21 protein-coding genes, 1 tRNA gene and 1 pseudogene are annotated in these 20,912 nt (G+C 43.6%); 14 read left to right on the forward strand and 9 right to left on the reverse strand.

Annotated elements, in window-relative coordinates; all coding sequences use genetic code 11:
* Positions 1-140 precede the first annotated feature (140 nt).
* The 3 genes from AC1XTG_RS04090 to AC1XTG_RS04100 are packed head-to-tail and all read left to right on the forward strand — an operon-like array spanning position 141 to position 3,507.
* A complete protein-coding gene (locus AC1XTG_RS04090) occupies positions 141-2,072 on the forward strand; it encodes a T9SS type B sorting domain-containing protein (protein WP_484841113.1) in 1,932 nt (643 codons plus the stop codon).
* A 48-nt stretch (positions 2,073-2,120) separates the two neighbouring features.
* Positions 2,121-2,468, forward strand: a complete 348-nt coding sequence (locus tag AC1XTG_RS04095; RefSeq protein WP_082489051.1) for a YbaB/EbfC family nucleoid-associated protein — start codon at positions 2,121-2,123, stop codon at positions 2,466-2,468.
* Between the two features lie 10 nt (positions 2,469-2,478).
* A complete protein-coding gene (locus AC1XTG_RS04100; protein WP_484841114.1) occupies positions 2,479-3,507 on the forward strand; it encodes a glycosyltransferase family 2 protein in 1,029 nt (342 codons plus the stop codon).
* Here AC1XTG_RS04100 and AC1XTG_RS04105 read toward each other — a convergent pair.
* On the reverse strand, positions 3,488-3,709 hold the full coding sequence (locus AC1XTG_RS04105) for a PspC domain-containing protein (RefSeq protein ID WP_056279397.1): 222 nt from the start codon (positions 3,707-3,709) through the stop codon (positions 3,488-3,490). The genes AC1XTG_RS04100 and AC1XTG_RS04105 overlap by 20 nt on opposite strands.
* Before the next feature lie 347 nt (positions 3,710-4,056).
* Here AC1XTG_RS04105 and AC1XTG_RS04110 point away from each other — a divergent pair, with 347 nt between their 5' ends.
* Entirely contained in the window at positions 4,057-4,251 is a 195-nt protein-coding gene (locus AC1XTG_RS04110) for a cold-shock protein (protein ID WP_026629450.1), read from the forward strand.
* A gap of 63 nt (positions 4,252-4,314) precedes the next feature.
* Here AC1XTG_RS04110 and lysS read toward each other — a convergent pair whose 3' ends face one another.
* On the reverse strand, positions 4,315-6,030 hold the full coding sequence (lysS, locus tag AC1XTG_RS04115) for a lysine--tRNA ligase (RefSeq protein ID WP_484841115.1): 1,716 nt from the start codon (positions 6,028-6,030) through the stop codon (positions 4,315-4,317).
* A gap of 211 nt (positions 6,031-6,241) precedes the next feature.
* Here lysS and AC1XTG_RS04120 point away from each other — a divergent pair, with 211 nt between their 5' ends.
* Positions 6,242-8,734: an AsmA family protein gene (locus AC1XTG_RS04120; RefSeq protein WP_484841116.1), complete on the forward strand. Its 2,493-nt coding sequence runs from the start codon at positions 6,242-6,244 to the stop codon at positions 8,732-8,734.
* 3 nt (positions 8,735-8,737) lie between these two features.
* Here AC1XTG_RS04120 and AC1XTG_RS04125 read toward each other — a convergent pair whose 3' ends face one another.
* A complete protein-coding gene (locus AC1XTG_RS04125; protein ID WP_484841117.1) occupies positions 8,738-9,448 on the reverse strand; it encodes a response regulator transcription factor in 711 nt (236 codons plus the stop codon).
* A gap of 87 nt (positions 9,449-9,535) precedes the next feature.
* A complete protein-coding gene (locus tag AC1XTG_RS04130) occupies positions 9,536-10,375 on the reverse strand; it encodes a hypothetical protein (RefSeq protein WP_484841118.1) in 840 nt (279 codons plus the stop codon).
* Between AC1XTG_RS04130 and AC1XTG_RS04135 the strand changes: the two genes are divergently transcribed.
* Entirely contained in the window at positions 10,374-11,600 is a 1,227-nt protein-coding gene (locus AC1XTG_RS04135) for an AI-2E family transporter (RefSeq protein ID WP_484841119.1), read from the forward strand. The genes AC1XTG_RS04130 and AC1XTG_RS04135 overlap by 2 nt on opposite strands.
* Before the next feature lie 47 nt (positions 11,601-11,647).
* On the opposite strand, the gene AC1XTG_RS04140 is transcribed toward AC1XTG_RS04135, so the two are convergent.
* From AC1XTG_RS04140 to AC1XTG_RS04155, 4 genes are read right to left on the reverse strand one after another with little or no spacing between them, the layout of a single operon-like run.
* The gene (locus AC1XTG_RS04140; RefSeq protein ID WP_484841120.1) at positions 11,648-12,127 is read right to left on the reverse strand and encodes a gliding motility lipoprotein GldH; all 480 of its coding nucleotides are present in this window, start codon (positions 12,125-12,127) and stop codon (positions 11,648-11,650) included.
* Between the two features lie 32 nt (positions 12,128-12,159).
* Positions 12,160-12,711 (reverse strand): hypothetical protein, encoded by a 552-nt coding sequence (locus AC1XTG_RS04145; RefSeq protein WP_484841121.1) that lies wholly within the window; start codon positions 12,709-12,711, stop codon positions 12,160-12,162.
* 47 nt (positions 12,712-12,758) lie between these two features.
* Positions 12,759-13,556: a (Fe-S)-binding protein gene (locus AC1XTG_RS04150; RefSeq protein WP_484841122.1), complete on the reverse strand. Its 798-nt coding sequence runs from the start codon at positions 13,554-13,556 to the stop codon at positions 12,759-12,761.
* 30 nt (positions 13,557-13,586) lie between these two features.
* On the reverse strand, positions 13,587-14,912 hold the full coding sequence (locus AC1XTG_RS04155) for a 4Fe-4S dicluster domain-containing protein (RefSeq protein WP_484841123.1): 1,326 nt from the start codon (positions 14,910-14,912) through the stop codon (positions 13,587-13,589).
* Positions 14,913-15,151: 239 nt separating this feature from the next.
* Between AC1XTG_RS04155 and AC1XTG_RS04160 the strand changes: the two genes are divergently transcribed.
* The 3 genes from AC1XTG_RS04160 to AC1XTG_RS04170 all read left to right on the forward strand — a co-directional run bounded on the left by AC1XTG_RS04160 (position 15,152) and on the right by AC1XTG_RS04170 (position 16,940).
* A tRNA-Phe gene (locus AC1XTG_RS04160) sits at positions 15,152-15,224 on the forward strand.
* A 399-nt stretch (positions 15,225-15,623) separates the two neighbouring features.
* On the forward strand, positions 15,624-15,917 hold the full coding sequence (locus tag AC1XTG_RS04165; protein WP_026629440.1) for a helix-turn-helix domain-containing protein: 294 nt from the start codon (positions 15,624-15,626) through the stop codon (positions 15,915-15,917).
* Between the two features lie 45 nt (positions 15,918-15,962).
* Complete coding sequence (locus AC1XTG_RS04170) at positions 15,963-16,940, forward strand: AAA family ATPase (protein ID WP_484841124.1); 978 nt, start codon at positions 15,963-15,965, stop codon at positions 16,938-16,940.
* A 40-nt stretch (positions 16,941-16,980) separates the two neighbouring features.
* Here the strand turns inward: AC1XTG_RS04170 and AC1XTG_RS04175 are convergent, their stop codons facing one another.
* Positions 16,981-17,205, reverse strand: a complete 225-nt coding sequence (locus AC1XTG_RS04175; RefSeq protein ID WP_484841125.1) for a hypothetical protein — start codon at positions 17,203-17,205, stop codon at positions 16,981-16,983.
* Positions 17,206-17,405: 200 nt separating this feature from the next.
* Here AC1XTG_RS04175 and AC1XTG_RS04180 point away from each other — a divergent pair, with 200 nt between their 5' ends.
* From AC1XTG_RS04180 to AC1XTG_RS04200, 5 genes and pseudogenes are all read left to right on the forward strand, one after another.
* Positions 17,406-18,335: a toprim domain-containing protein gene (locus AC1XTG_RS04180; protein ID WP_484841126.1), complete on the forward strand. Its 930-nt coding sequence runs from the start codon at positions 17,406-17,408 to the stop codon at positions 18,333-18,335.
* A gap of 264 nt (positions 18,336-18,599) precedes the next feature.
* Positions 18,600-18,989, forward strand: a complete 390-nt coding sequence (locus tag AC1XTG_RS04185) for a plasmid mobilization protein (protein WP_484841127.1) — start codon at positions 18,600-18,602, stop codon at positions 18,987-18,989.
* Between the two features lie 248 nt (positions 18,990-19,237).
* Positions 19,238-19,366: pseudogene (locus AC1XTG_RS04190) on the forward strand (relaxase/mobilization nuclease domain-containing protein); the annotation flags it as partial.
* The gene (locus AC1XTG_RS04195; protein ID WP_484841515.1) at positions 19,324-19,521 is read left to right on the forward strand and encodes a relaxase/mobilization nuclease domain-containing protein; all 198 of its coding nucleotides are present in this window, start codon (positions 19,324-19,326) and stop codon (positions 19,519-19,521) included. The pseudogene AC1XTG_RS04190 and the gene AC1XTG_RS04195, both read left to right, overlap by 43 nt.
* 347 nt (positions 19,522-19,868) lie before the next feature.
* Positions 19,869-20,912 carry a phosphoribosyltransferase-like anti-phage protein gene (locus AC1XTG_RS04200; RefSeq protein WP_484841128.1) on the forward strand — a complete coding sequence of 348 codons (1,044 nt, stop codon included), beginning with the start codon at positions 19,869-19,871 and terminating at the stop codon, positions 20,910-20,912.

Here is a 20,912-nt window from a genome sequence, read left to right on the forward strand (position 1 = left end):
AATAGTTTGGAGTCTCTCCCGTTAATTATTTGCGTAGATTGCGACCCTGTTTTCAAGATCTCCCCGATACTCTTCACAATTCCATATTGCTCAATGTTAAATTGACTGTCGTTATAGCCGAAGCTTAATATTGCACACTTATGAAATTATTGCTACCTCTTCAATCAATTCTAGTTGTTCTTCTTTGTTTACTTAAATCGCCCGCAAATGCACAGGATCCTACAATTGGTCTATGTAAGCAAGGTGGAGGTGGTTTTGATATAGATGTTTCAGAAGGATGTGCGCCTTTGGCTGTAAAGCTTACCAATACTGTTTCGAACAGTCTGAATGTGTCATACAATTACGGTTATGACGGCAGATCTGCGCCAAGCCTAAGTACTATCACTTCAAATGTTTATAACATCAGGGGAAGTTTTGTAGTACTTCAGCAGGTAGTAGTTCCAAGCGGTGTAATTTATGCATGCAAGAGCGTGACAGTCTTCGAAAATCGTCAGCTTACAGCAGCATATTCTTCTTGCGGAGGCGGAAAGATAACCCTTAGTTTAGGGGAAGACCAGATAATTGCAGGTTATGATGAGGCCAGGATTGAATGGGGGGATGGTGAGACTTCAACATGGAGAAGAGGCGACAGCTATATATTTGAACATAACTACACAAATACAAGTACAAGCCCGACAGTAAAAGTGACAGGGCTGCATGTTGGTAAATCCTGTGCACAGGGCGCAACTGCCAACATCCCGATTTCATTTCAGCAGGCCCAGCTTAACGATATATCAATTAAGTCGGTTGAAATGCTGGGAAGCGGAATTTTGCGGCTGAATTATCTGGGTGTAACTGCCATACCTACTGAAATCAAGTATAGTACAGACGGAAACACATACGGAACTGCCGGAAGAAGATCCTCAGGCGGCTTACAGCCAGTGGATATCAGCAATGTTAATGTAAACCAAAGCTACAAGGTCAAGCTTTCTTCCCAAGACCTTTGCCAGGGGTTGACAGACAGCAAAGTCATTACAAGTATGACGCTGGCGGGGAAGTCGGAGGATGGGAAGAATGTTTTAACATGGAATAAATATCCCGCCGATGCTGATTTTGTCAGCTACGATCTGCTGCGGGATGGAACGATCATCAAGAGCTTCAGTTCAATTGAAGAGATCACTTATACGGATGAGGATGTTGCCTGCGGAAGCTATTCAGAATACCAGCTAATCGCTAAACTTAAAGAAGTAACATCTACTTCTGCACCTGTTGGTGTGAAAACGGAGGTTTCCTCTGCCCGGCCGATATTACAAGCTTCTGTTTCTGTTGCGGGGGACAATATGGTTGTTATAAAAGCAAATGTGCCGGGAGCGGGGCCAAATAGTACCTACGATCTCTCCATTGAAAAAGCTGAATCCGGAACACCAACATTTCGAAAGATAATTACACTTTATAATCAAAGTGAATACTCCGATCCTGAAGTAAAAACAGCCGAGACTTCTTACTGCTACCGCTTCAATTATCAGAATTCCTGTGGGCAGAAGCTTCCCGTTACTCAGCCCATTTGTACGATCCTTTTAAAAAAGAACCTGACTACACTAAACTGGTCTCCTGAATCTCCTTTACTTGAAGGTACAGAGAGTTATGAAGTAAGCCAGATTGCCTCGGGTGGCGCTACTGCCATTCCCAATCAGCTTAAAACAAGCTACACCGTGCAACTCAATGCACAGAGCGATCTTGAATATAATTTCCAGATTCGCGCGAAATCGGTTTCGGGGAATTTTGAGAGTTTGTCGAACATTATCAATTACCGCAGAAGTGCAGGGGTTTTTGTGCCTGACGCATTCAGCCCCAATGGAGACGGCTATAATGACGTGCTGGAAGCAAAATCAACCCAACTTCAATCTTTTGCATTCTCTGTGCTAAACAGGTGGGGTGAGGTGGTTTTTCATTCAGAGGATATTGCCAAAGGCTGGGATGGAACGATCAATGGCGAAAACGCACCCGTAGGGTCCTACGTTTACAAAATGACTTTCGTGGACGACATCAACCAAACAGTTGAAAAAAGTGGTACTTTTATGCTTTTAAGGTAGAAATCTTCAAAGAAATTTGTAGAAGCTAACACTTAACGGTTTAAAGATATGTTTGGAAATATGGCAGACATGATGGGCATGATGGGTAAAATGAAAGACCTGCAGGCCCGGATGAAAGAAGCTCAGGAACAACTCATCACAATCACGGAAACAGCTGAATCAGGCGGCGGGTTGGTAAAAGCCACTGTAAATGGACAAAAGTCGCTGATCAGCCTCGATATCGATCAGGACCTGATCAAACCTGAGGATAAGGAAATGTTACAGGATCTTATCGTTGCAGCGGTTAACCGTGCTTTTGATAACATTGAACCCAAAATCAAGGCGCATTTACAAAAAGCAACTGACGGTGTGTTACCCAATATCCCAGGGCTAGATCTGAGTGGGTTTATGAAATAATAATTCCTCAATGACCTCCTCTGTTGCGATCGTAATCCTGAATTACAACGGTAAGTACTATCTCGAAAAGTTTCTCCCCAACATTGTCCGTTATTCGGTCGGCCACGACATTTGGATAGCGGACAATGCTTCTACCGATCATTCACTCGATTGGGTAAGTGCAAACTTTCCCGAAATCAAGACATTAAGGATTGCCGAAAACAAAGGATATGCAGGAGGCTATAATGAAGCGCTCAGGCAAATTACCTCGGATTACTACATACTGCTGAATTCAGATATTGAGGTAACGCCCGACTGGATTGAGCCCGTCATTTCCTTCATGGAATCTGACGCCAGCATTGCGGCTTGTCAGCCCAAAATCCTTGCTTACGACCTGCCTACGCACTTTGAATATGCAGGTGCTGCGGGCGGTTTTATGGATTACCTCGGATACCCCTTTTGCAGGGGAAGAATTTTTGATACCCGTGATCAGGACCTTGGGCAGTATGATGACGAAAAAGATGTGTTCTGGGCAACAGGAGCCTGTCTTTTTATGCGAGCTTCCGCTTTCCACAAAGCAAATGGGTTCGATGAATCCTTCTTCGCGCACATGGAGGAAATCGATCTCTGCTGGCGGCTTCTGAATATGCAGTATCGCGTTACTTATTGCGGAAAATCAGCTGTTTACCACGTTGGCGGCGGTACTTTGCACAAATCCAATCCGCGAAAAACCTTTCTCAACTATCGTAATAACCTGATCATGCTTTTTAAAAACCTGCCGAAAGGAAGGCGGTGGAAAACGGTGTTGATAAGGGTTACATTAGACGGGATATCGAGCGTGCGATTCATGGCAGCGGGCGCCTGGCCTGATGTACTTGCCATTATCAGAGCGCATTTCGCGTTTTACAGGATGATCCCGTCGCTTATGAAAGATGTACCACGTACAACGTACAGGGCGCCGCTATATTCAAGGAGTATTGTTTGGGATTATTTCGTGCGTGGAAAGCACCATTTTGATCAACTTTCAGGGATAAACCCGCCTACAGCTCCCAAATCGTAGGACTATTGCTCTTTCTCCAATGCTGCCGGATCTCCATCCAGAATGCAAGTACCAGATACAATATGATCGGTGAGCCAAAAGTCATGAAGGTGGCGTAGATGAAGTATTTTCTAATGCTGCTCGCCGGAAAATTAAGCTTTTCACCTAGCTTGGCACATACTCCAAATATTTGATTCTCAACGTAGTACCGAAGTTTGTTCATGCCTTTCTCGAATTGTTAGTTCATAGTTACCAATTTTAGAGGGGATAAACAATCAACCTGACGGATTTTTATCAAAGGGTATGGTGAAGCAAAATACCGCTAAGTCGTTACTTTACAAATTCTTTTATCAAATAAATTGTTTTACAAACAATTTTTGTTTCTTTGTGATTAAAGATTTTGTAAGTTGTTCATTATAATCAAGATGTCTTAACAAGAATTTCCAAAATTTCTTTTGCCATTGCGTTGAGCCTCCCTCAATTATTTGGTGAAGGCATTTCGAATATCTACTGAATCGCGAATAAAATCCTTGTGTTTTCACCTTATTTCAATTTTTTTATTTCAACATTATGCCAACAGGTACTGTAAAATTTTTCAATGAAGCTAAGGGATACGGCTTCATCGTTGAAGACGACACAAACAGAGACATCTTTGTCCATGTGACAGGATTGGGAGGACTTACTATCCGTGAAAATGACCAAGTAGAATACGAAGTCGTTGAAGGTAAAAAAGGACTTAATGCTGTACAGGTAAAAAAAATATAACTGTATTTTTTTTGCATGAAACGAAGAAAGCCACTCGCGAGAGTGGCTTTCTTCGTTTTTACTCTATTCAACCCAGGCTTTTACATCGTCAAGCTGAGGCATCTTCTCGTCTATTTTCAGCTTCTTTCGCATTCCGCCCAGATCATTAAAGATCTTGTTCGGGTTTGCCGCTTTTAGCTGCTCGATCGTCAGAATATTCATTTTCTGCAAAGCCGGTATCCACACAGCAGGTACGCCTGCATTGATATAGTCGGCCTCCTTCGCCATTTCAGCTTTTTTCTCAGGCCGCATTTGCGGGAAGAATATCACCTCCTGAATGCTCGAATTGTCTGTCAGCAGCATCGTAAGTCTGTCGACCCCTATCCCGATCCCTGACGATGGCGGCATTCCGTATTCAAGTGAGCGCAGGAAATCGTCGTCCATTTCCATCGCTTCGTCATCGCCGCGTTCTTTCAGTTTCAGCTGATCTTCAAACCTTTCACGCTGTTCAAGAGGATCGTTCAGCTCAGAATATGCATTGGCGATCTCTCTTCCGTTTACAAATAGCTCAAATCGCTCCACCATTCCCTGTTTGGTCCGGTGCTTTTTCGTAAGCGGCGACATTTCAACAGGATGGTCGGTAATGAAAGTAGGCTGAATAATATGCTCTTCTACTTTCTCACCAAAAATCTCGTCAATCAGCTTTCCTTTACCCATGCTTTCGCTCACTTCCATTCCCCATTGTCTGCATTGCTCACGTATCGCTTCTTCATCAAGTGCTTCCACGTTAAGCCCGGTATATTGATGTATCGCATCTGTGATACTCAGCCTTGGGTAAGGTCCTGCAAAGTCAAGCTCCACATCCCCAAACTTCGCCTTGGTTGTTCCGTTAACCTGAATGGCCACCTTTTCAAGCAGCTCTTCGGTCATTTTCATCATCCAGATATAATCTTTATAAGCTACATACAGCTCCACTGTCGTGAATTCCGGGTTGTGCGTCCGGTCCATTCCTTCATTCCGGAAAAGCTTTCCAAACTCGTACACCCCATCAAATCCCCCAACGATCAATCTTTTCAAATGGAGCTCGGTAGCGATACGCAGGTATAATCCAAGATCCAATGCATTGTGGTGTGTGACGAATGGACGTGCAGCAGCACCTCCGTGAATGGATTGCAGCACAGGTGTTTCTACTTCCAGCCAGCCATTTGAATCGAAATACGACCGCATCGTGGTGATAATCCTGGCGCGTTTTACGAAAATCTCACGTACATCCGGATTTACGATCAGGTCTACATAGCGCTGGCGGTATCTTAGTTCAGGATCAGTAAAACCGTCGTAAATGTTTCCTTCTTCATCGCGCTTTACAACAGGTAGCGGGCGAAGGGATTTATTTAAGATCTTGAACTCCTGCACATGGACCGAAATCTCACCCGTTTGCGTAGTAAATACAAACCCGGCAACTCCAATGATGTCACCAATGTCCAGCAGTTTCTTGAAAACTGTATTGTACAAAGTTTTGTCTTCTCCGGGACAAAGATCATCCCTTCTGAAATATAGCTGAATGCGACCTGTGCTGTCCTGAAACTCGGCAAATGCGGCGCTTCCCATAATGCGGAAGCCCATAAGCCGGCCGGCCATTGTCACATGTTTGTAGTCGATCTTATTGTTCTCGTAATTTTTAAGGATATCCCCTGCGTATGTGTTAACCACAAACTCCTCAACCGGGTAAGGCTCAATCCCCAGCTTTATCAATTCTTCGCGCTTTTGGCGGCGCAATATTTCCTGTTCGCTTAGTAGCATTGTTGCTGCGATATGTTTGACTATTTGAAACTGATCTCAGAAAGAGTCGGCAAAACTACGATTTTTTGCCTTGAATAGCGAAGGTGAACCTTTAAGATACCTCACTTGGTTGATGGGATATAAGCTGGCACGTTATTAATGGATGTATATTGCTGCAGTCGGCGCTACAATGCTATCCTGCTAAGAGCAATTGCGTTAAACCCCTCGTTTCATGTTTGCAAGAGTATTGAAAATCTTTGGAATTGTTGTCCTCTGTGCCGTTTTCATGTTTGCAGCAGTCGAAATATGGGTGGACAGGAATAAGGAAAGAATATTCAGGAGTGTTCAGGAAGTGGTGAATGAAAACCTGAATGGAAACCTCGAAATAGATGATTTCAAATTCCGCCCTTTTTACGGCGGCTTGGGCTTGAATTTTACCTTATACAAGGTCCGACTTACCGACAGCCTTTTTACTACCCACCAAAAACCATTTCTGGAAGCTGAGCTCATCCACGTTGCTTTGGATCTGAAAGGATTTTACAAGGGAAATATCAAGATCAAAAACCTGGTGTTGCAAGACGGTTCGCTGAACCTGTTTACAATGCGCAATGGATATTCTAACCTGACCATTTTTCAATCCGGAGAAGGAAAGGACAAGAAGAAAAAGTCGGGTAGCAACAATATAGTCGAGAAGTTTGGCCACCTCCGGTTTATCAATTTCGGCGTGATGTTTGCCGATTCAGTCAAGAAAAAATACTACGGCGCGCTTTTCCACGACGCTACCAACATTATAACAGTAACAGACAGTACATCCAATTCCAGTTTCAAAGGATCTGTTTTGTTCAGGGGACTTACTTTCAAACCTGAGAAAGGCGGGTTTTTGATTAACCAGGAAACCAGCCTGAACCTCGCTCTTGCATTTGACAGTGAAAACAAGAAGTTAAAAATATATCCCTCGATCCTGGAAAGCGCCACGCACGACAAGATCAACATCAATGGAGAATTTGACTTTTCAGATACGATCAGGAAGTTTAGAATGAACTTCTCTGCCAATCAGATCGAAGTGGACAATGCATTGCCGCTGTTAACCAAAAAACTCCGGAGCCAGATTGACTCTCTCGGTGTTAAAACCAAAGTTGATACCAAGGTGAATGTAGTAGGGCAGTTGTCCGCGGTACAGCCACGTGTAGATGTGAGATTTGAAACAGATACATTCAAATATGACCTGCCCGTAGGAACACTCAGGCAGATCAAAGCTTTTGGAACATTTACAAACCAGGCAGATACCTCACGCATTCCCGATGTGCGCAACTCCGCTTTAACCGCGCCTAAAATCACGGGTTTATTTGAGAAAATACCGTTTCACTTTAAGTTTTCGGTTAAAGATTTCCGGTCTCCGCGGGCGGTGCTCGAAGGACACGTTCTGGCAGACTCTACTAACCTGGGCTCGCTGCTTGACCCGGACAGGTATGTTTTCAAGAAGGGGACTGCGAGGATCGATTTTCATTTTGATGGCAGCCTGAAAAACTTCTATAATGCCCGGGAAGACAAGTTCGACGGAAAAATAACAGGTAGAGCAACCGTCAATAACATTGCAATGGATTACCTGCCGCGGAAAGTCCATCTTTCCAAGATCGATGGTGAATTCAATTTCAATGAAAAAGCGCTGGTATTTCAGGATCTGCATTTTTCTGACGGGCAAAACATGCTCTACATGCGTGGAAAGCTGATTGACCTGATACCTTACCTTTTTGGTTCGCCCAAGCCTTTGCGCGCTACGGTGGATATCAATATCCCGAAATGGAAGCTTAACTGGCTGGAAAACCTGTTTGCTGCAAGAACGAATGCGCCGGAAAACAGGCGGCGGAAATTGAGATTGTCGCAGCTGCTCGATAATGCGATCGATCAAATGGAGATTACCGCAAAACTGGATACCAAAGAGCTGCAATACCGTCAGTTCACCGCAAGGGATGTGAAAGGCGAGTTTACAATTAAGGATAACGCGGTCAGGATTGAGTATTTCGTGATGAAAGCATTTGGCAAAGGCAGTATGCGGATATCGGGGAATATGGATAACTCCGGGCGCGGACAGCTGCCGCGAATGGCGGTGAAGGGAAAGATCGTCAATGCAGATGTGCATTCCGTGTTCTATTCCTTCGACAATTTTGGTCAGAAAGCGATTACTAGCGACAACATCAAGGGTGTTCTCAATACCGATTTCAAGTTCGAGGCTAACCTGAATAATAACGTGCGGTTAATGCCCTCCACTATGCGTGGAGAGCTGTCATTTGACCTTTCAAACGGGTACATTATCAACTTTGAGCCTTTCATGAAAATGAAGCGGCTTATATTCAAGAAGCGCAATTTTGAACGCGTTCGGTTTGCTCCTATCCGTAATGATATCAGGCTGGTGGGTCAGGAAATCCAGATTGCACCCATGGAAATTGAGTCCAATGTGCTTACACTTTATCTGGACGGCGTTTACAGCTTTGGTAATAAAACGGACATTAACATTCAAATCCCGCTGAGTAACCTTAAAAAGCGCGACTCAACCTACGTCCTCGATCCAAACAACGAGGAGAAAAAAGATGGCTCCAAAATCTTCCTGCGCGCAATCGACGAGAATGGCGAGGTGAATATCAAGCTCGCCTTCCGTCGGAGAAAGGACAAGAACAAGCAAAAAGAGGAGCAGACCGAAGCGGATTCGGTAAGTATTCAGAAGTAAGCGTTATGCGGGCTCGTTACTGAACATATAGCCTACGCCTTTTAAGGTTTTGATGTATTGGTCGCCCAATTTCTCCCTCAGCTTTCTGATATGTACATCAACTGTGCGCTCCAAAACGTAAATGTCAGCTCCCCAGATCTTCTGAAGCAGCTCGTCGCGGCTGAAAACCTTGTTAGGAGTTTGAGCAAGGAAAAACAGTAATTCGAATTCCTTCTTAGGTAACACGATCGCTTTCTCGCCAGCCTGAGTTACCGTATAGTTCTTGCGGTTGATCGAAAGGTCGAGTATGTCAATCGTATCTCCTGATTCAGCTTTCTGGGCTTCGCGGCGGAACAATGCATTAATGCGGCTCATCAACGCGCGTGGCTTGATCGGCTTGGTAATGTAATCGTCTGCGCCAACATCAAATGCAGCTACCTCAGAATACTCTTCGGAGCGTGCGGTGAGAAAAAGAATGTAAGTATTTCTGATGTCGGGATTCTGGCGCAAAATCCTTCCTGTTTCGATACCGTCAAGTTGCGGCATCATGATATCCAGAAGGATAAGGTCCGGGGTAAAAGTCTTCACAATTTCAATTGCTTTCTTCCCATTGGAGGCTGTGAGTACTGAATAGCCTTCCTTGGTTAAATTATATTCGAGGAGCTCAACGATATCGGAGTCATCATCCACTACAAGTACTTTCGGTGCTGATACAGCGGATTTAGTGGTGCTCATTGCTAGTATGATTAAAACGCACTTCGAAATTAGAGGATGTGATGTTCACATTACATGTATCGCGCTATTATTAACACAAACTTAATATCAACGATAAGTAATCCGGTACATATCTCCCTGCTCGGCGGTGACAAGCATATCGGTATTGTTCAAAAACAAGATCGCCTCATTTTGCTTTTTCACCAACCGGAAACAGCCCACTGGTTTGCTAAAATTAACGCCCTCGTCCGACACTTCAAATACCAGCACTTTTCCATAAGTCAGGAGTACAAACCTTTTACCGTCGGGACTGATATCTGCAGAGGTTACCTGCGCATTGACGGGGATACTGTCTGCCACAGTGACTACATAATCGCCTGGCTTATCCGAAATGCGGTACATTCTCACAACCGGATCATCTCCCCAATTTTTGGAAAAAAGATAAAGGCTGTTGTCGTGATGAAAAAAGGCTTCTGAATCGAAAATGCGGCCTGCGCTATTCTTTGCAGGTTTTTGCTGCTCAGCGTATTTGAATTTGATTACCTGTGTTGTGGAATCCAGCGTATTGTGTTTGTATATCTCATATTCCGAGCGTATTGCTGCGTTGTTCCCGAAATCACCAATGTAGATGTTACCAAGTTTGTCTTCCGCCAGGTCCTCCCAGTCTGCATTCCTTGCCTGGGGAATGGTTTTTATTGAAATGAGTTTACCGGAAAGATCAAAACCATATAATTCGGGTTTACCGCCACTGTCATTGTGCGACCAGAATATGTTTGTATTCTGCGACCTGGCGAGCCCCGAACTTTCAGATATCAGGCTAGGAAGCTTGCCTATTTTGCTAATTTTGTACTCAGACCGTACTCTCTTGAAATTGTTGACTTTGTGATCAGAATCGCAGGTAGAAAAAAGCGTCTTCACAGCAAACCACACGTACATTAACTTATTCATGAATTCAACATTACGCCCTGTTCCGGACAAAAGTAAAGAAACCCCCGTTTACCTGAAGATAGCCAGCACACTTGTGGCATTAATCGCAACGGTTTACATTCTGTTTGTTCTTCGTGAAACTATCATTCCACTTGCGTTTTCAATCCTGCTGGCAATTTTGCTTTACCCGGTCTGTGCCTGGTTGGAAAGAAAGAAGGTACCCCGGATAGGCGCAATCCTGCTTAGTATTCTGACGCTTTTTACGGTCATTGTTATTCTGATCTACGTTGTGTCCATTCAGATCGGAAGTTTTGCAGAAGAGCTGCCCCGCATTACTGAAAAGGCAGAGACGATTATGGATCAAACGCTGACTATGGGCGAGCGCTACCTCAATATCAGCCGGAGCCAGCAGGTAAGTGAGGGTAAAAAATACCTGGTCAATGCATTAACCGAAGGTCGCGCTTTTCTCCTGAATACACTTGTTACCACAACAGGCGCAATCTCAACATTCGTACTGATCCCGCTTTATATCTTCTTTTTCATGCTCTACCGCGACTTTTTCAGAATGTTCGTGCACAAAGCAATCCGGAATGTACCTAACGAAGATCTGAATGCATTGTTGAGGAAAATATATGAAGTAATCCAAAGTTACCTGTCCGGATTATTCCTGGTAATCCTGATCGTAGGTGTTTTGAACAGCGTCGGATTACTGCTTTTAGGAATTCCCCACGCGATATTTTTTGGATTTTTGGCCGGCTTCTTAATCCTGATTCCTTACATCGGGATTTTGATCGGCTCGGTTCTTCCTGCACTTTTAAGCATCGTGACGATGGATTCACCCTGGTATGCAGTAGGGGTGATCGGGATAATGAGCTTTGTTCAGTTTCTGGAAGGTAACTTTATTACGCCCAATATCGTAGGATCGAAAGTAAGTGTGAATCCGCTGGCGGCCATTATTGCATTGTTTTTGGGCGGCCAGTTGTGGGGGCTGTCAGGTTTGATACTTGCACTTCCCGTAACAGCAATCCTGAAAGTGATCCTGGATACAATTCCAAGCCTGGAACCTTACGGATTTCTCTTAGGCGAGCCGGTTCACGAAGTAGCGGCAGAGCAAGCAGAAATGCAGCGGGAAGCAGCTGTTCCCCAGGAATTCAAGAAAAAACCCTACCGAAAATACCGCAACAAACCGCGAAAAAGGCCAGAGGGATCTCCCGGCAACATCCAACCCGGATCAGTAGATAGCTAAAAAAGCTGATAGCTAATAGCCAATAGCAAACGACTAACAGCTAAAACCTACTTAACCGGCACTTTCTCCACACTTACTCCCACACTCATTACAAATGGAAGCGGGTTTTGGCGCATGGATTGCGAGAGCGTTATCGTGTAAGTCCCGGACCTGGGAAAACGGTAGTTTTTAAGGAAAGGGATTTTATGGTCAAACAAATCACCAAGTCCATGACCGTAAGGCTTGCCGGTAACTTCATTGGACAGGTAAACTTCTTCCAATGTATTTGAAATCACTTTCTGGTCGGGACCAACAAAGTTTCTTGTCATATACAGATTGTAATAAGGATACTGCAATGTATTCCTGAGCAGGTAATACAGATTGTAGGTCTGCGTAGTATCCGTGATTTCTACTTTGAAAGTAGGCCTGTTCTTGATATACCAAAGACCATCGTCAATATCTTCATGCGCCTTGTAAACTACATTTTCATCACAGGCAACAAGTGCCAGGCAGAGAATCAGGACAGCAGCTATTCCGGAAAACTTCATGAAAGGATCAACTGGTTGGACTTCAAAACTATCTATTTTTCCTTTAAACTGGTCTGCGCATTGAAATAACGGTTCAGCCAGGAATTGGAAGCAGCGATTTTCCAGCGTGTCATCCATTGCGCCTTTGTGGCAACCTGGTTGTCAAAAATGGTAGTAAATGGTTGAATGATCTCTTCCTGAACAGATTGTTTGATCCTGGCAACCGGTATGGTTTGTACTCCGCCATTTTCATCCAGGTAAGCCAGCGACCGGTCGAAAAAGTCGATCTGCATACGTTGTCCGATCTCCTGCAACCAATGTACAGACTTGTCAATGGAACAGCCGCTCGGAAGTTCATCCCTTTCGTCAACCGCGATGACTACAAAGCGATGTTCAAACACCTTTCCTGAGGCTGTCAGCGGTTTCCCGTGTGCTTCCCAGCTATCGAGTGAGGCTTTCAGGGTTTCTGTGATGATGCCTGTTTCTGTTTCAGTAAGCTGGCGGTTAGCCTGGTAAATCCAGACCCTCGCTTTAAGATCTATATCGCTGAATGGAATGTACATGGTTTCAACTTCAATTAATGTTCCGACAAATATGGTCGTCAAAATTCAACAATGAATAATCGGACTAAGTTCTTACAGGAAAAGTCGCTTTAAAGCCCATTTGCCTGTGCTACCAACTCTGCAAGATCATAGATTTTTACAGAATCCTCTTTTTCCTTGTTTTTCAAACCATCGGTCATCATGATCATACAAAACGGACAAGCTACTGCAATCGTATCTGCGCCGGTTGCAAGCGCTTCTTCAACCCGCTCGATATTGATGTCTTTGTTGCCTTTTTCGGGTTCTTTAAACATCTGGGCGCCGCCCGCACCACAGCAAAGTCCCTTAGCGCGCGAGCGTTTCATTTCGGTAAGATCCGCATCAAGCGTTTCAAGAACGTGACGCGGTGCCTCGTAAATATCATTGGCACGACCGAGGTAGCAAGAATCGTGAAAAGTTATTTTTTTTCCTTTGAATGGAAGTCCGTCTTCCGGTCTGATTTTTCCTTCTTCAATCAGTTGCTGTAAAAACTGCGAATGGTGAATAACGTCGTAATTTCCTCCGAGCTCCGGGTACTCATTTTTGAGTGTATTAAAGCAATGCGGGCACGCCGTAACGATCTTTTTCACGCCATACATATCCAAAACCTGGATGTTGGACATAGCCAGCATTTGAAAAGTAAATTCGTTACCAGCGCGTCTGGCGGGATCTCCTGTGCAGCTTTCTTCGGTGCCGAGTACAGCAAACCTGATTTTCGCTTTGTTCAATATTTTCGCAAATGCGACTGTAACCTTTTTGTAACGGTCATCAAAAGAGCCGGCGCAACCCACCCAGAACAGTATCTCGGGCGATTCATTTTTCGCCACCATTTCCGCCATTGTTGGCACCCGGTAATCTGCTTGTTCCATATTCAGACTTTTTACAATTTCTGATTAAACTTATCGCACAGCATCGGCCCAATTGAAACGGTCTCCCGGCGAGAATTTCCAGGGCGCCTGATTTGTTTCGAGGTTTTGAAACATCGCATTCCACGAGCCTGGCGCATGCGCTTCGTCCATTACTTTATATCTGCGTAGCTGTAAGATAATGTCCAGCGGGTTTATCAGCACCGGGCATTCCTGAACACACGCATTGCATGTTGTACACGCCAGTATTTCTTCTTCAAGAATATAATCTCCGATCAGACTCTTGTTGTCGGACACAAATTCACCCTTGTTGGCCTGCATGATCTTGCCTACATCTTCAAGCCGGTCGCGCGTGTCCATCATGATTTTGCGGGGAGAAAGCTTTTTGCCGGTAATGTTTGCCGGACAAGCGGCGGTACACCTGCCGCATTCTGTGCACGAATATGCGTCCATCAGGTTTTTCCAGCTCAGATCAGTCACATCTTTCGCACCAAACCGTTCCGGAACAACCGCGTCGGCATTCTGATTTTCGAGGCCCAGCATCACTTTCACTTCATTTGTGATCTCGGGCATATTATACATTTCCCCTTTCGGTTTAAGTCTGGCAAAATATGTGTTTGGGAATGCGAGAACGATATGCAAGTGCTTGGAGTAAGTCAGGTAGACTGCGAAGCCTAGAATTCCCAGGATATGCAGCCACCAGGCCACACGTTCATAAATCACCAGAGCCTCAGTACTCCAGTTTGAAAATAGAGGTTGTAAAAAACTGCTTATCAGAAAGTCGCCGGTAGCGGTATAATGCAGATGCCCGGCTTTCTGAAGAACGCTATCTGCTGCATTCATGGTCAGGATTGCGATCATGAGCACAATTTCGAGGACCAATATCAGCTTACCGTCGAGCTGCGGCCACCCATTCATTTCCCGGTGCCGGGCAGGTTGCAGCCGCTGTACGCCTGGATTGTATCTGCGGATAAGAAAAATGGAGCAGGCAATGAGAACACCCGCGGCGAGGATTTCGAAAAAACTGATCAGATAATTGTAAAGGCTGCCTAGCAATGGAGCCAGGATCCTGTGCTTACCCAGAATACCGTCCAGGATAATTTCAAGTACTTCAACATTGATTAAAATGAAGCCGATATAAACTGCAAAGTGAAGAGACCCTATGAGCGGCCTGTCGAACATCTTCTTTTGTCCAAAAGCAATGCGCAACATGGTCGAAAAACGTCTGGAAGGCTGATCGCTCCGGTTTTCCTCTTTGCCTAGCAAGATGGTTTTCCTGATCAGACTAACGCGCCTGAGGAGTATCCATGAAGTGGCGGCTAAAACCGTTATGAATGCAATTTGCTGTAATACTGCCATCTATGCCATTGAATTTGATTCTAAGCTCAATAGTATGCAAGCATACCATAACAAATATGACGAAAATGTATTTCGAAGCAAACGGTTTTAAGATAAAATATAGTAACGTGAGTCTAAGTATCAGGAACTGAGGCAAAAGGCTTTTCTGACTCTGATTTTGGAGAAATATTTTTGAAAATAATTTGTAAACCAAAACCAAACTTCTAGCTTTGCAGTCCCAAAGGGAACCAATTGAGCCTGGTGATGTAGCTCAGTCGGTAGAGCAAAGGACTGAAAATCCTTGTGTCGGCGGTTCGATTCCGTCCATCACCACAGAAAACAAAGCTAGCCGCTTGATAATCAATAGATTGTCTAGCGGTTTTTTGTTTGGTTTACATTCTGGTTTACAGTCCGCCCAGAAATTCAGATTTCCCTCCTCAGAGTTTACAGTTGACTCAGTTTCAATTCGGCTCCTAAATTTTAAAATTGGTGACAGAAAGTTGGGATTCCAACTCTCATTTTCCGGGAGACTGATTGTCAAATCTTTATCATTTCTTACCCCGTCGTCGAGATTTTGCTTTTGCTCACCTCGTACTGAGATTAAGCAAAATAAGCCTATACGGCCTCCAAATGCATTTAATAGCAGTTGAAGCAAAGTTCATACTTTTTCATACTTGCTTTTGTACGCCTTCGCCTCAACATTTGATCCCATCAACAAAAAACAAATGTGCCATGACCAAACTGCTAGTAATTGAGTTTGACGAGTTCAAAAACTTCACCAGACAGGTGATTCAAGAAGAGTTCAAGAATGCCCTTAGCCCGAAGGCAGATCCGACGTCGAAAAGTGATGAGCGACTTCTATCAAGAGCGCAAATGGCTCGGGAGCTCGACGTTTCGCTGGTGACGCTGCATCAGTGGCAAAAGGACGGGTTACCGTATCGCCGACTTCACCGAAGAATCTATTTTGTAAAATCCGAGGTGTTGGATTACATGTACACAAACCAGAAATCAAAGAAAAAGGGATAATGCCTCGAACGCATTACCCCTTCAAAAATTCTTAACAAAATTAGTATGACAAAATTAGCTGCCTTGAATGGTTTTCACAACCATTTGGAAGGAAAGATTTTACATAAATCTTCCCTTAATGATATGGAAGATCTGGCGATTAGAGGAAGAACGCTTGCTCCCCTCAGGCGTTTGCTGGGAAATTATGTACTTGAAAACTCTGCTGTCATATTTGCAGCTGAGCGGGGTACGGGAAAGACTTTGATAGGACTCCAAGCCTGCGTCGCCATTGCATCAGAATGGCCTTCGCTTTGGAATGAGCCAATCGAGTATCACGGAAATACATTATTTATTAACTGTGAGCTAAGTGAAGACACGATCAGTCGAAGGCTGGGTATGCTATTCGAATCTCCGCCTGAGCAAATCAATTTCTCAACCTACCGAAGTAAAGTCTACACAACTAAAAAGGGGTTGGAAGAAGAGGTCCAGGCTATTGTAGAGATGTCGAAGAGCTTGAAGCCGGTTTTAATAGTCCTGGACAATTTCAGGGTAGCTTTTCTAAATTCCGACACTAACAATGGAAAAGAAGTGGCAAAAGCAATGCACTTGATTTTGACGCTACGCGATTTGCTGGATACAACGATCATCATCACAGACCATACGCGAAAGCACACAAGGAATTTGCTGACCGACAGTGATCTTCAAAGCGGTTCCGGTGTCAAATCTGATTTGACGGATAGCGACATGTTCCTTCGGAAGAGCAAACAGGACATTCAATACCGAATCTTCAAGCGCTCCAAATCCAGGCATTGCGAAGAGACCGACGGTGCTAAGCTAATCCGCCTGAATCCTGAAACGCTATGGTTTGAATTTGTCCAGGACAACATCGACGAAGCGCAGCACATAGGCACGGAGGTAATGCCTGTGAAGGAGGAGCAAAAGGACTTAGCACGGGAGCTTCGGGATCAGGGTAAGACTATTGAGCAGATTGCGAAAATATTGAACAGGGGCAAAGGGACTATTCATCGCTGGCTAAACGAATGATTGGCCTGTAAGAAGTCCACATTTTTCTCACAACCCCTCCTTATTTATGAGAGGGGATTGTGAAAAAATGTTCGAAGAAAATGGTGATATCTGGCAATTGAACTCGGCCAGTTCGCCTTTGTTCCACTTGTTCCAAAAATTCCATTTGTTCCAAAGTTCCATTTCGTTCCAGCCGTTCCATTATTTCCATTTGTTCCTGAGATGTTCCATCTCGTTCCAAAAGTTTCATTTGTTCCAAAGTTCCGTTTCGTTCCATTCGTTCCATTAATTCCATTTAGCCTCAGATGTTCCATCTCGTTCCATTTGTTCCGCTTGTTCCATTCCGTTCCAGGCGTTCCACTTGTTCCAGAAATTCCATTTGTTCCACATTTCTCGGTCAAAAATTTGACTAAAAATGGAACGCCCTCATATTCAATTAGATAGTCAATTTTTTACGCAAAATGGAACAAGTGGAACGCGTGGAAAATGGAACGGAACGGAACGACTGCGGGTGAAAAAAGAAAAGACATGAATGCAAAACAATTAAATCAGCAACACAGCATAATAGAATTTTTGGATCAAAATGGCTACCGGCCAACGTCCAAAATAGGGGCTAACTATTGGTATATCAGCATGATAAGAGATTCGGAGAAGCACGCATCATTCAAAGTCGACATCTATAAAAATCTCTGGTACGACCATGGAATGGGGGTAGGAGGTAATCTAGTAGACCTCGCCTGCCATATTTTCAAAACGGAAGATGTTAAAGAGGTAATCCGGCTCACAACCGGCAATTTTTCTTCTTTTCACCCGCAACCAGCACAGTCAGCTCCTGAACATAGAAGTATTAGTAAGCTACGTATAGTAAAGGAGGGTTACATCCAAGATCCGCGGCTGATCGATTATCTCAATGCCCGGGGCATCTCCATTGAAGTGGCCAACCAACATTGCACGGAGCTTACCTACTTGAATCGAGAGCGCATTTTTAAGGGGATTGGATTTAAAAGCCAAGCAGGCGGCTACGAGCTACGGAGTAAAGGCTTCAAATCTTGCATAGCACCGAAAGACGTATCCTTGATTGACAACGGTAGTGGTAACCTACTCGTGTTTGAGGGCTTCATAGATTTCCTATCCTATCTCATGCTGCCGGTTTTTCATGTGGCCGATGCAAGTTTTCTGATTCTTAATTCAATCTCGCTGGTACGAAGAGCATCCGAGTATCTATCTGCCTATAATTCCAAGTTCCTTTTTCTTGATAATGATCTGTCCGGAATAAAGGCAGCAACGCAAATTAAACAAGCATATTCGCGCGTGATTGATATGAGCTTGTTCTATGCAGGGCAAAAGGATTTGAATGAATTTTTAAACCAAAACAGTAAATGCGATGGAGAGGAATGTGCTACTCCTGCTGTATGAAAGAAAGAATCCAAAGCGGAAGCGGATGCCTTTAACATATAGAATTTACACTTAACTCAACAATGGCCCTTTGAGATTTCATAGCTCAGCTTGCTGTTTTCTGCAACCTTGAAACTGGCTAAGCCGCCTCTTATCAGCGTCTGGCCAGATGTACGATTGTTAAACAATCGCGGTTGCTGCGCACCCGGTCTGGCCTTCCCCTCCAAAGTCGGTCCAGGTTTTTGAAAGAGTTTTATTAATGTTTGAACGTGAAGATAGGAGCTTATGAAAAAGATAAAATCAAACAGAACGAGGCTGGTGGGTGTTAGGCTCACGCTCGATGAATACGCTAGACTGGAAGGCAAATGCAGTCAAACTACGTGCAGGGCACTGAGTGAATTTGTCAGGCATTTAATCTTCAACCGACCAGTGACAGTCATCGAACGAAACGGTTCCTTCGATGACACAGTGCAAGAGTTGACCAGGCTGCGTAAGGGGTTAACTGAACTTGGTAACAACTTCAATCAGTCCGTTAAACGTCTGCACAGTATCAACCAGATTTCAGAGTTTCGAGATTGGATTGCGGGCTACGAATCTGAAAAGATGCTCATGTTCTCTATACTTTATCAAATCAAGACGCAAACCGATAAAATAGCCGACCAATATTTGAAATGATCCATGCCTGCTTAGCCTTACGAATTAGTCAAAGATGATTGAGAGTCGGATTTAAGATTATCGACGTATACGTGGGTCGTTTTTTACATTTTCGAGTCACGTTCTGCCTTGCAGAGGTAGCTACTAACTCAAATTAGCTATCAACCGTGCCTTAACAGCACAGTTTCCAACGGAATAGACGGCACGTATTACTAGATCCGCTCGGTATTGCACTGGAAATGCAACAATAAGCAGCTTTCAGCAGATGTAAAAAGCCAGTGTGGCATTCTTCTCTCAGCTGGAAATTGGAAGAGAACCCAACTAAAGAACAGATGATTGAGGCGGCAAACCAATACTGCACCAAGATGGGTGCTTATCCAAAGATCATCAGATTGTAGTTTACCAACATCACGACAAGCCTCATAAGCATATACATATCTACATCAACCGAGTGCCGACAGAGGGGAGTAGAGCATTGGAGACGTCATACAATATGCTCGTAATGTATGGATATGTAAGAAGATTACGCAGGAGCTTGGTTTTGCCAAAGTAGAGAAGCTAGCAGAAGGGAAATTGCGCCATGTCACGGAAAGTGGGAAGAACGCTCAGAAGGTAGTTAGTTTAGCTATTATGAGAGCCTTAAAGCTTGGTGTTTGGCCCTTCAAGATTATTGTCAAGTTGGGTAAGCTAAATTAAATTATAGTACATTAGGTAATATTGCCTTCTTGCTTACTTTTCAAGGCTAATACAATATATAAACAGTGAATCAGATTCTAGTAGAAGTTAGGATTGCAGGGTCAACTCAAGGATAATAGCTTAGAGCTTCTCTTGTAAGTAGCGCAATAGGCACTTTGTCTTATCGATAGCAGCCAATGATTGTTAGGCCTTATCAAATTTTGAATGGAAGATAAAGCTCAAAGGATCCTAGATATTATAGGTGACTATGAAAATAATGCAATGTCTAGGAAACATATATTAAATTGGGTATCTCAATTTAGTTCTGAGGATCAAGGGTTTATTCTAGATGAACTGGCTGTAATATTTGAAAAAACTTATTTTTCAAGAGAAAAGTGTAAAGACATGCTTCGAAGGTATGTAGCATACTTGACAAGTTACTTTAAATACAATGACGTTCGTCTTCTTTTGACTGAAACAGTTTTCCTGAATCTTCAAGCTGAACACAAGAGTCAGAGTGAACTTTTAAGCCTGTTAGAAGAAATATTGATTGAAGAACATGGCATGTCTCTAGACGATTGTGGAGTCAGATGCCGACAATATATATATCTAGACGACGTTCTGGCTACTGGAAACACTATTTATTATCATTTGTACGAGTGGCTAAAAGCAGCAAATCATTTCGAAAGAGAATCTTCAAATTTTGAGTATTTAAGAAGAAACAAAATTAAGTTGAGTGTATGTCTACTTTGTTCGCACGATTGGGGACTCTCAAATGTTGAGTATAGATTGATGACAAATATTGATTTTGAAACCAAGAAGCATATTGAATATTTTAGCATATATAATGTTCAAAATAATCTAAAAGGTGCGAAGCCGGCTCTCAATAATATGTTGCCCTTAGATACTCTTGCGACAGAGGAAGCTGGGTACCTTACATCACTAATGCATGCAAATTTGAACGCAGATAGAGCTTTTAGAAAGGCTAATCAACCAGCTGAAGAGACGCTATTTTCCTCGCCTTTAAATCGCAATAGGCTGGAAAGTATATTTTTAAAAAAAGGCATTGAGATTCTTGGCCGAGTTAAAGCTATGAATGTCTTGTCTCTAAGGCCATTAGGGTATACCATAAAGTCTCATAAAACTTTCGGGTTAGGAACTCTATTCTTTACGTATAGAAATATTCCAAATAACTGTCCAGTCGTATTCTGGTGGGCGAATAATGGATGGAGTCCTTTATTTGTGTTGAAAAATCGTGGAAATAATTAA

This window comes from Dyadobacter sp. HNCC25DJ183, from assembly GCF_056895175.1.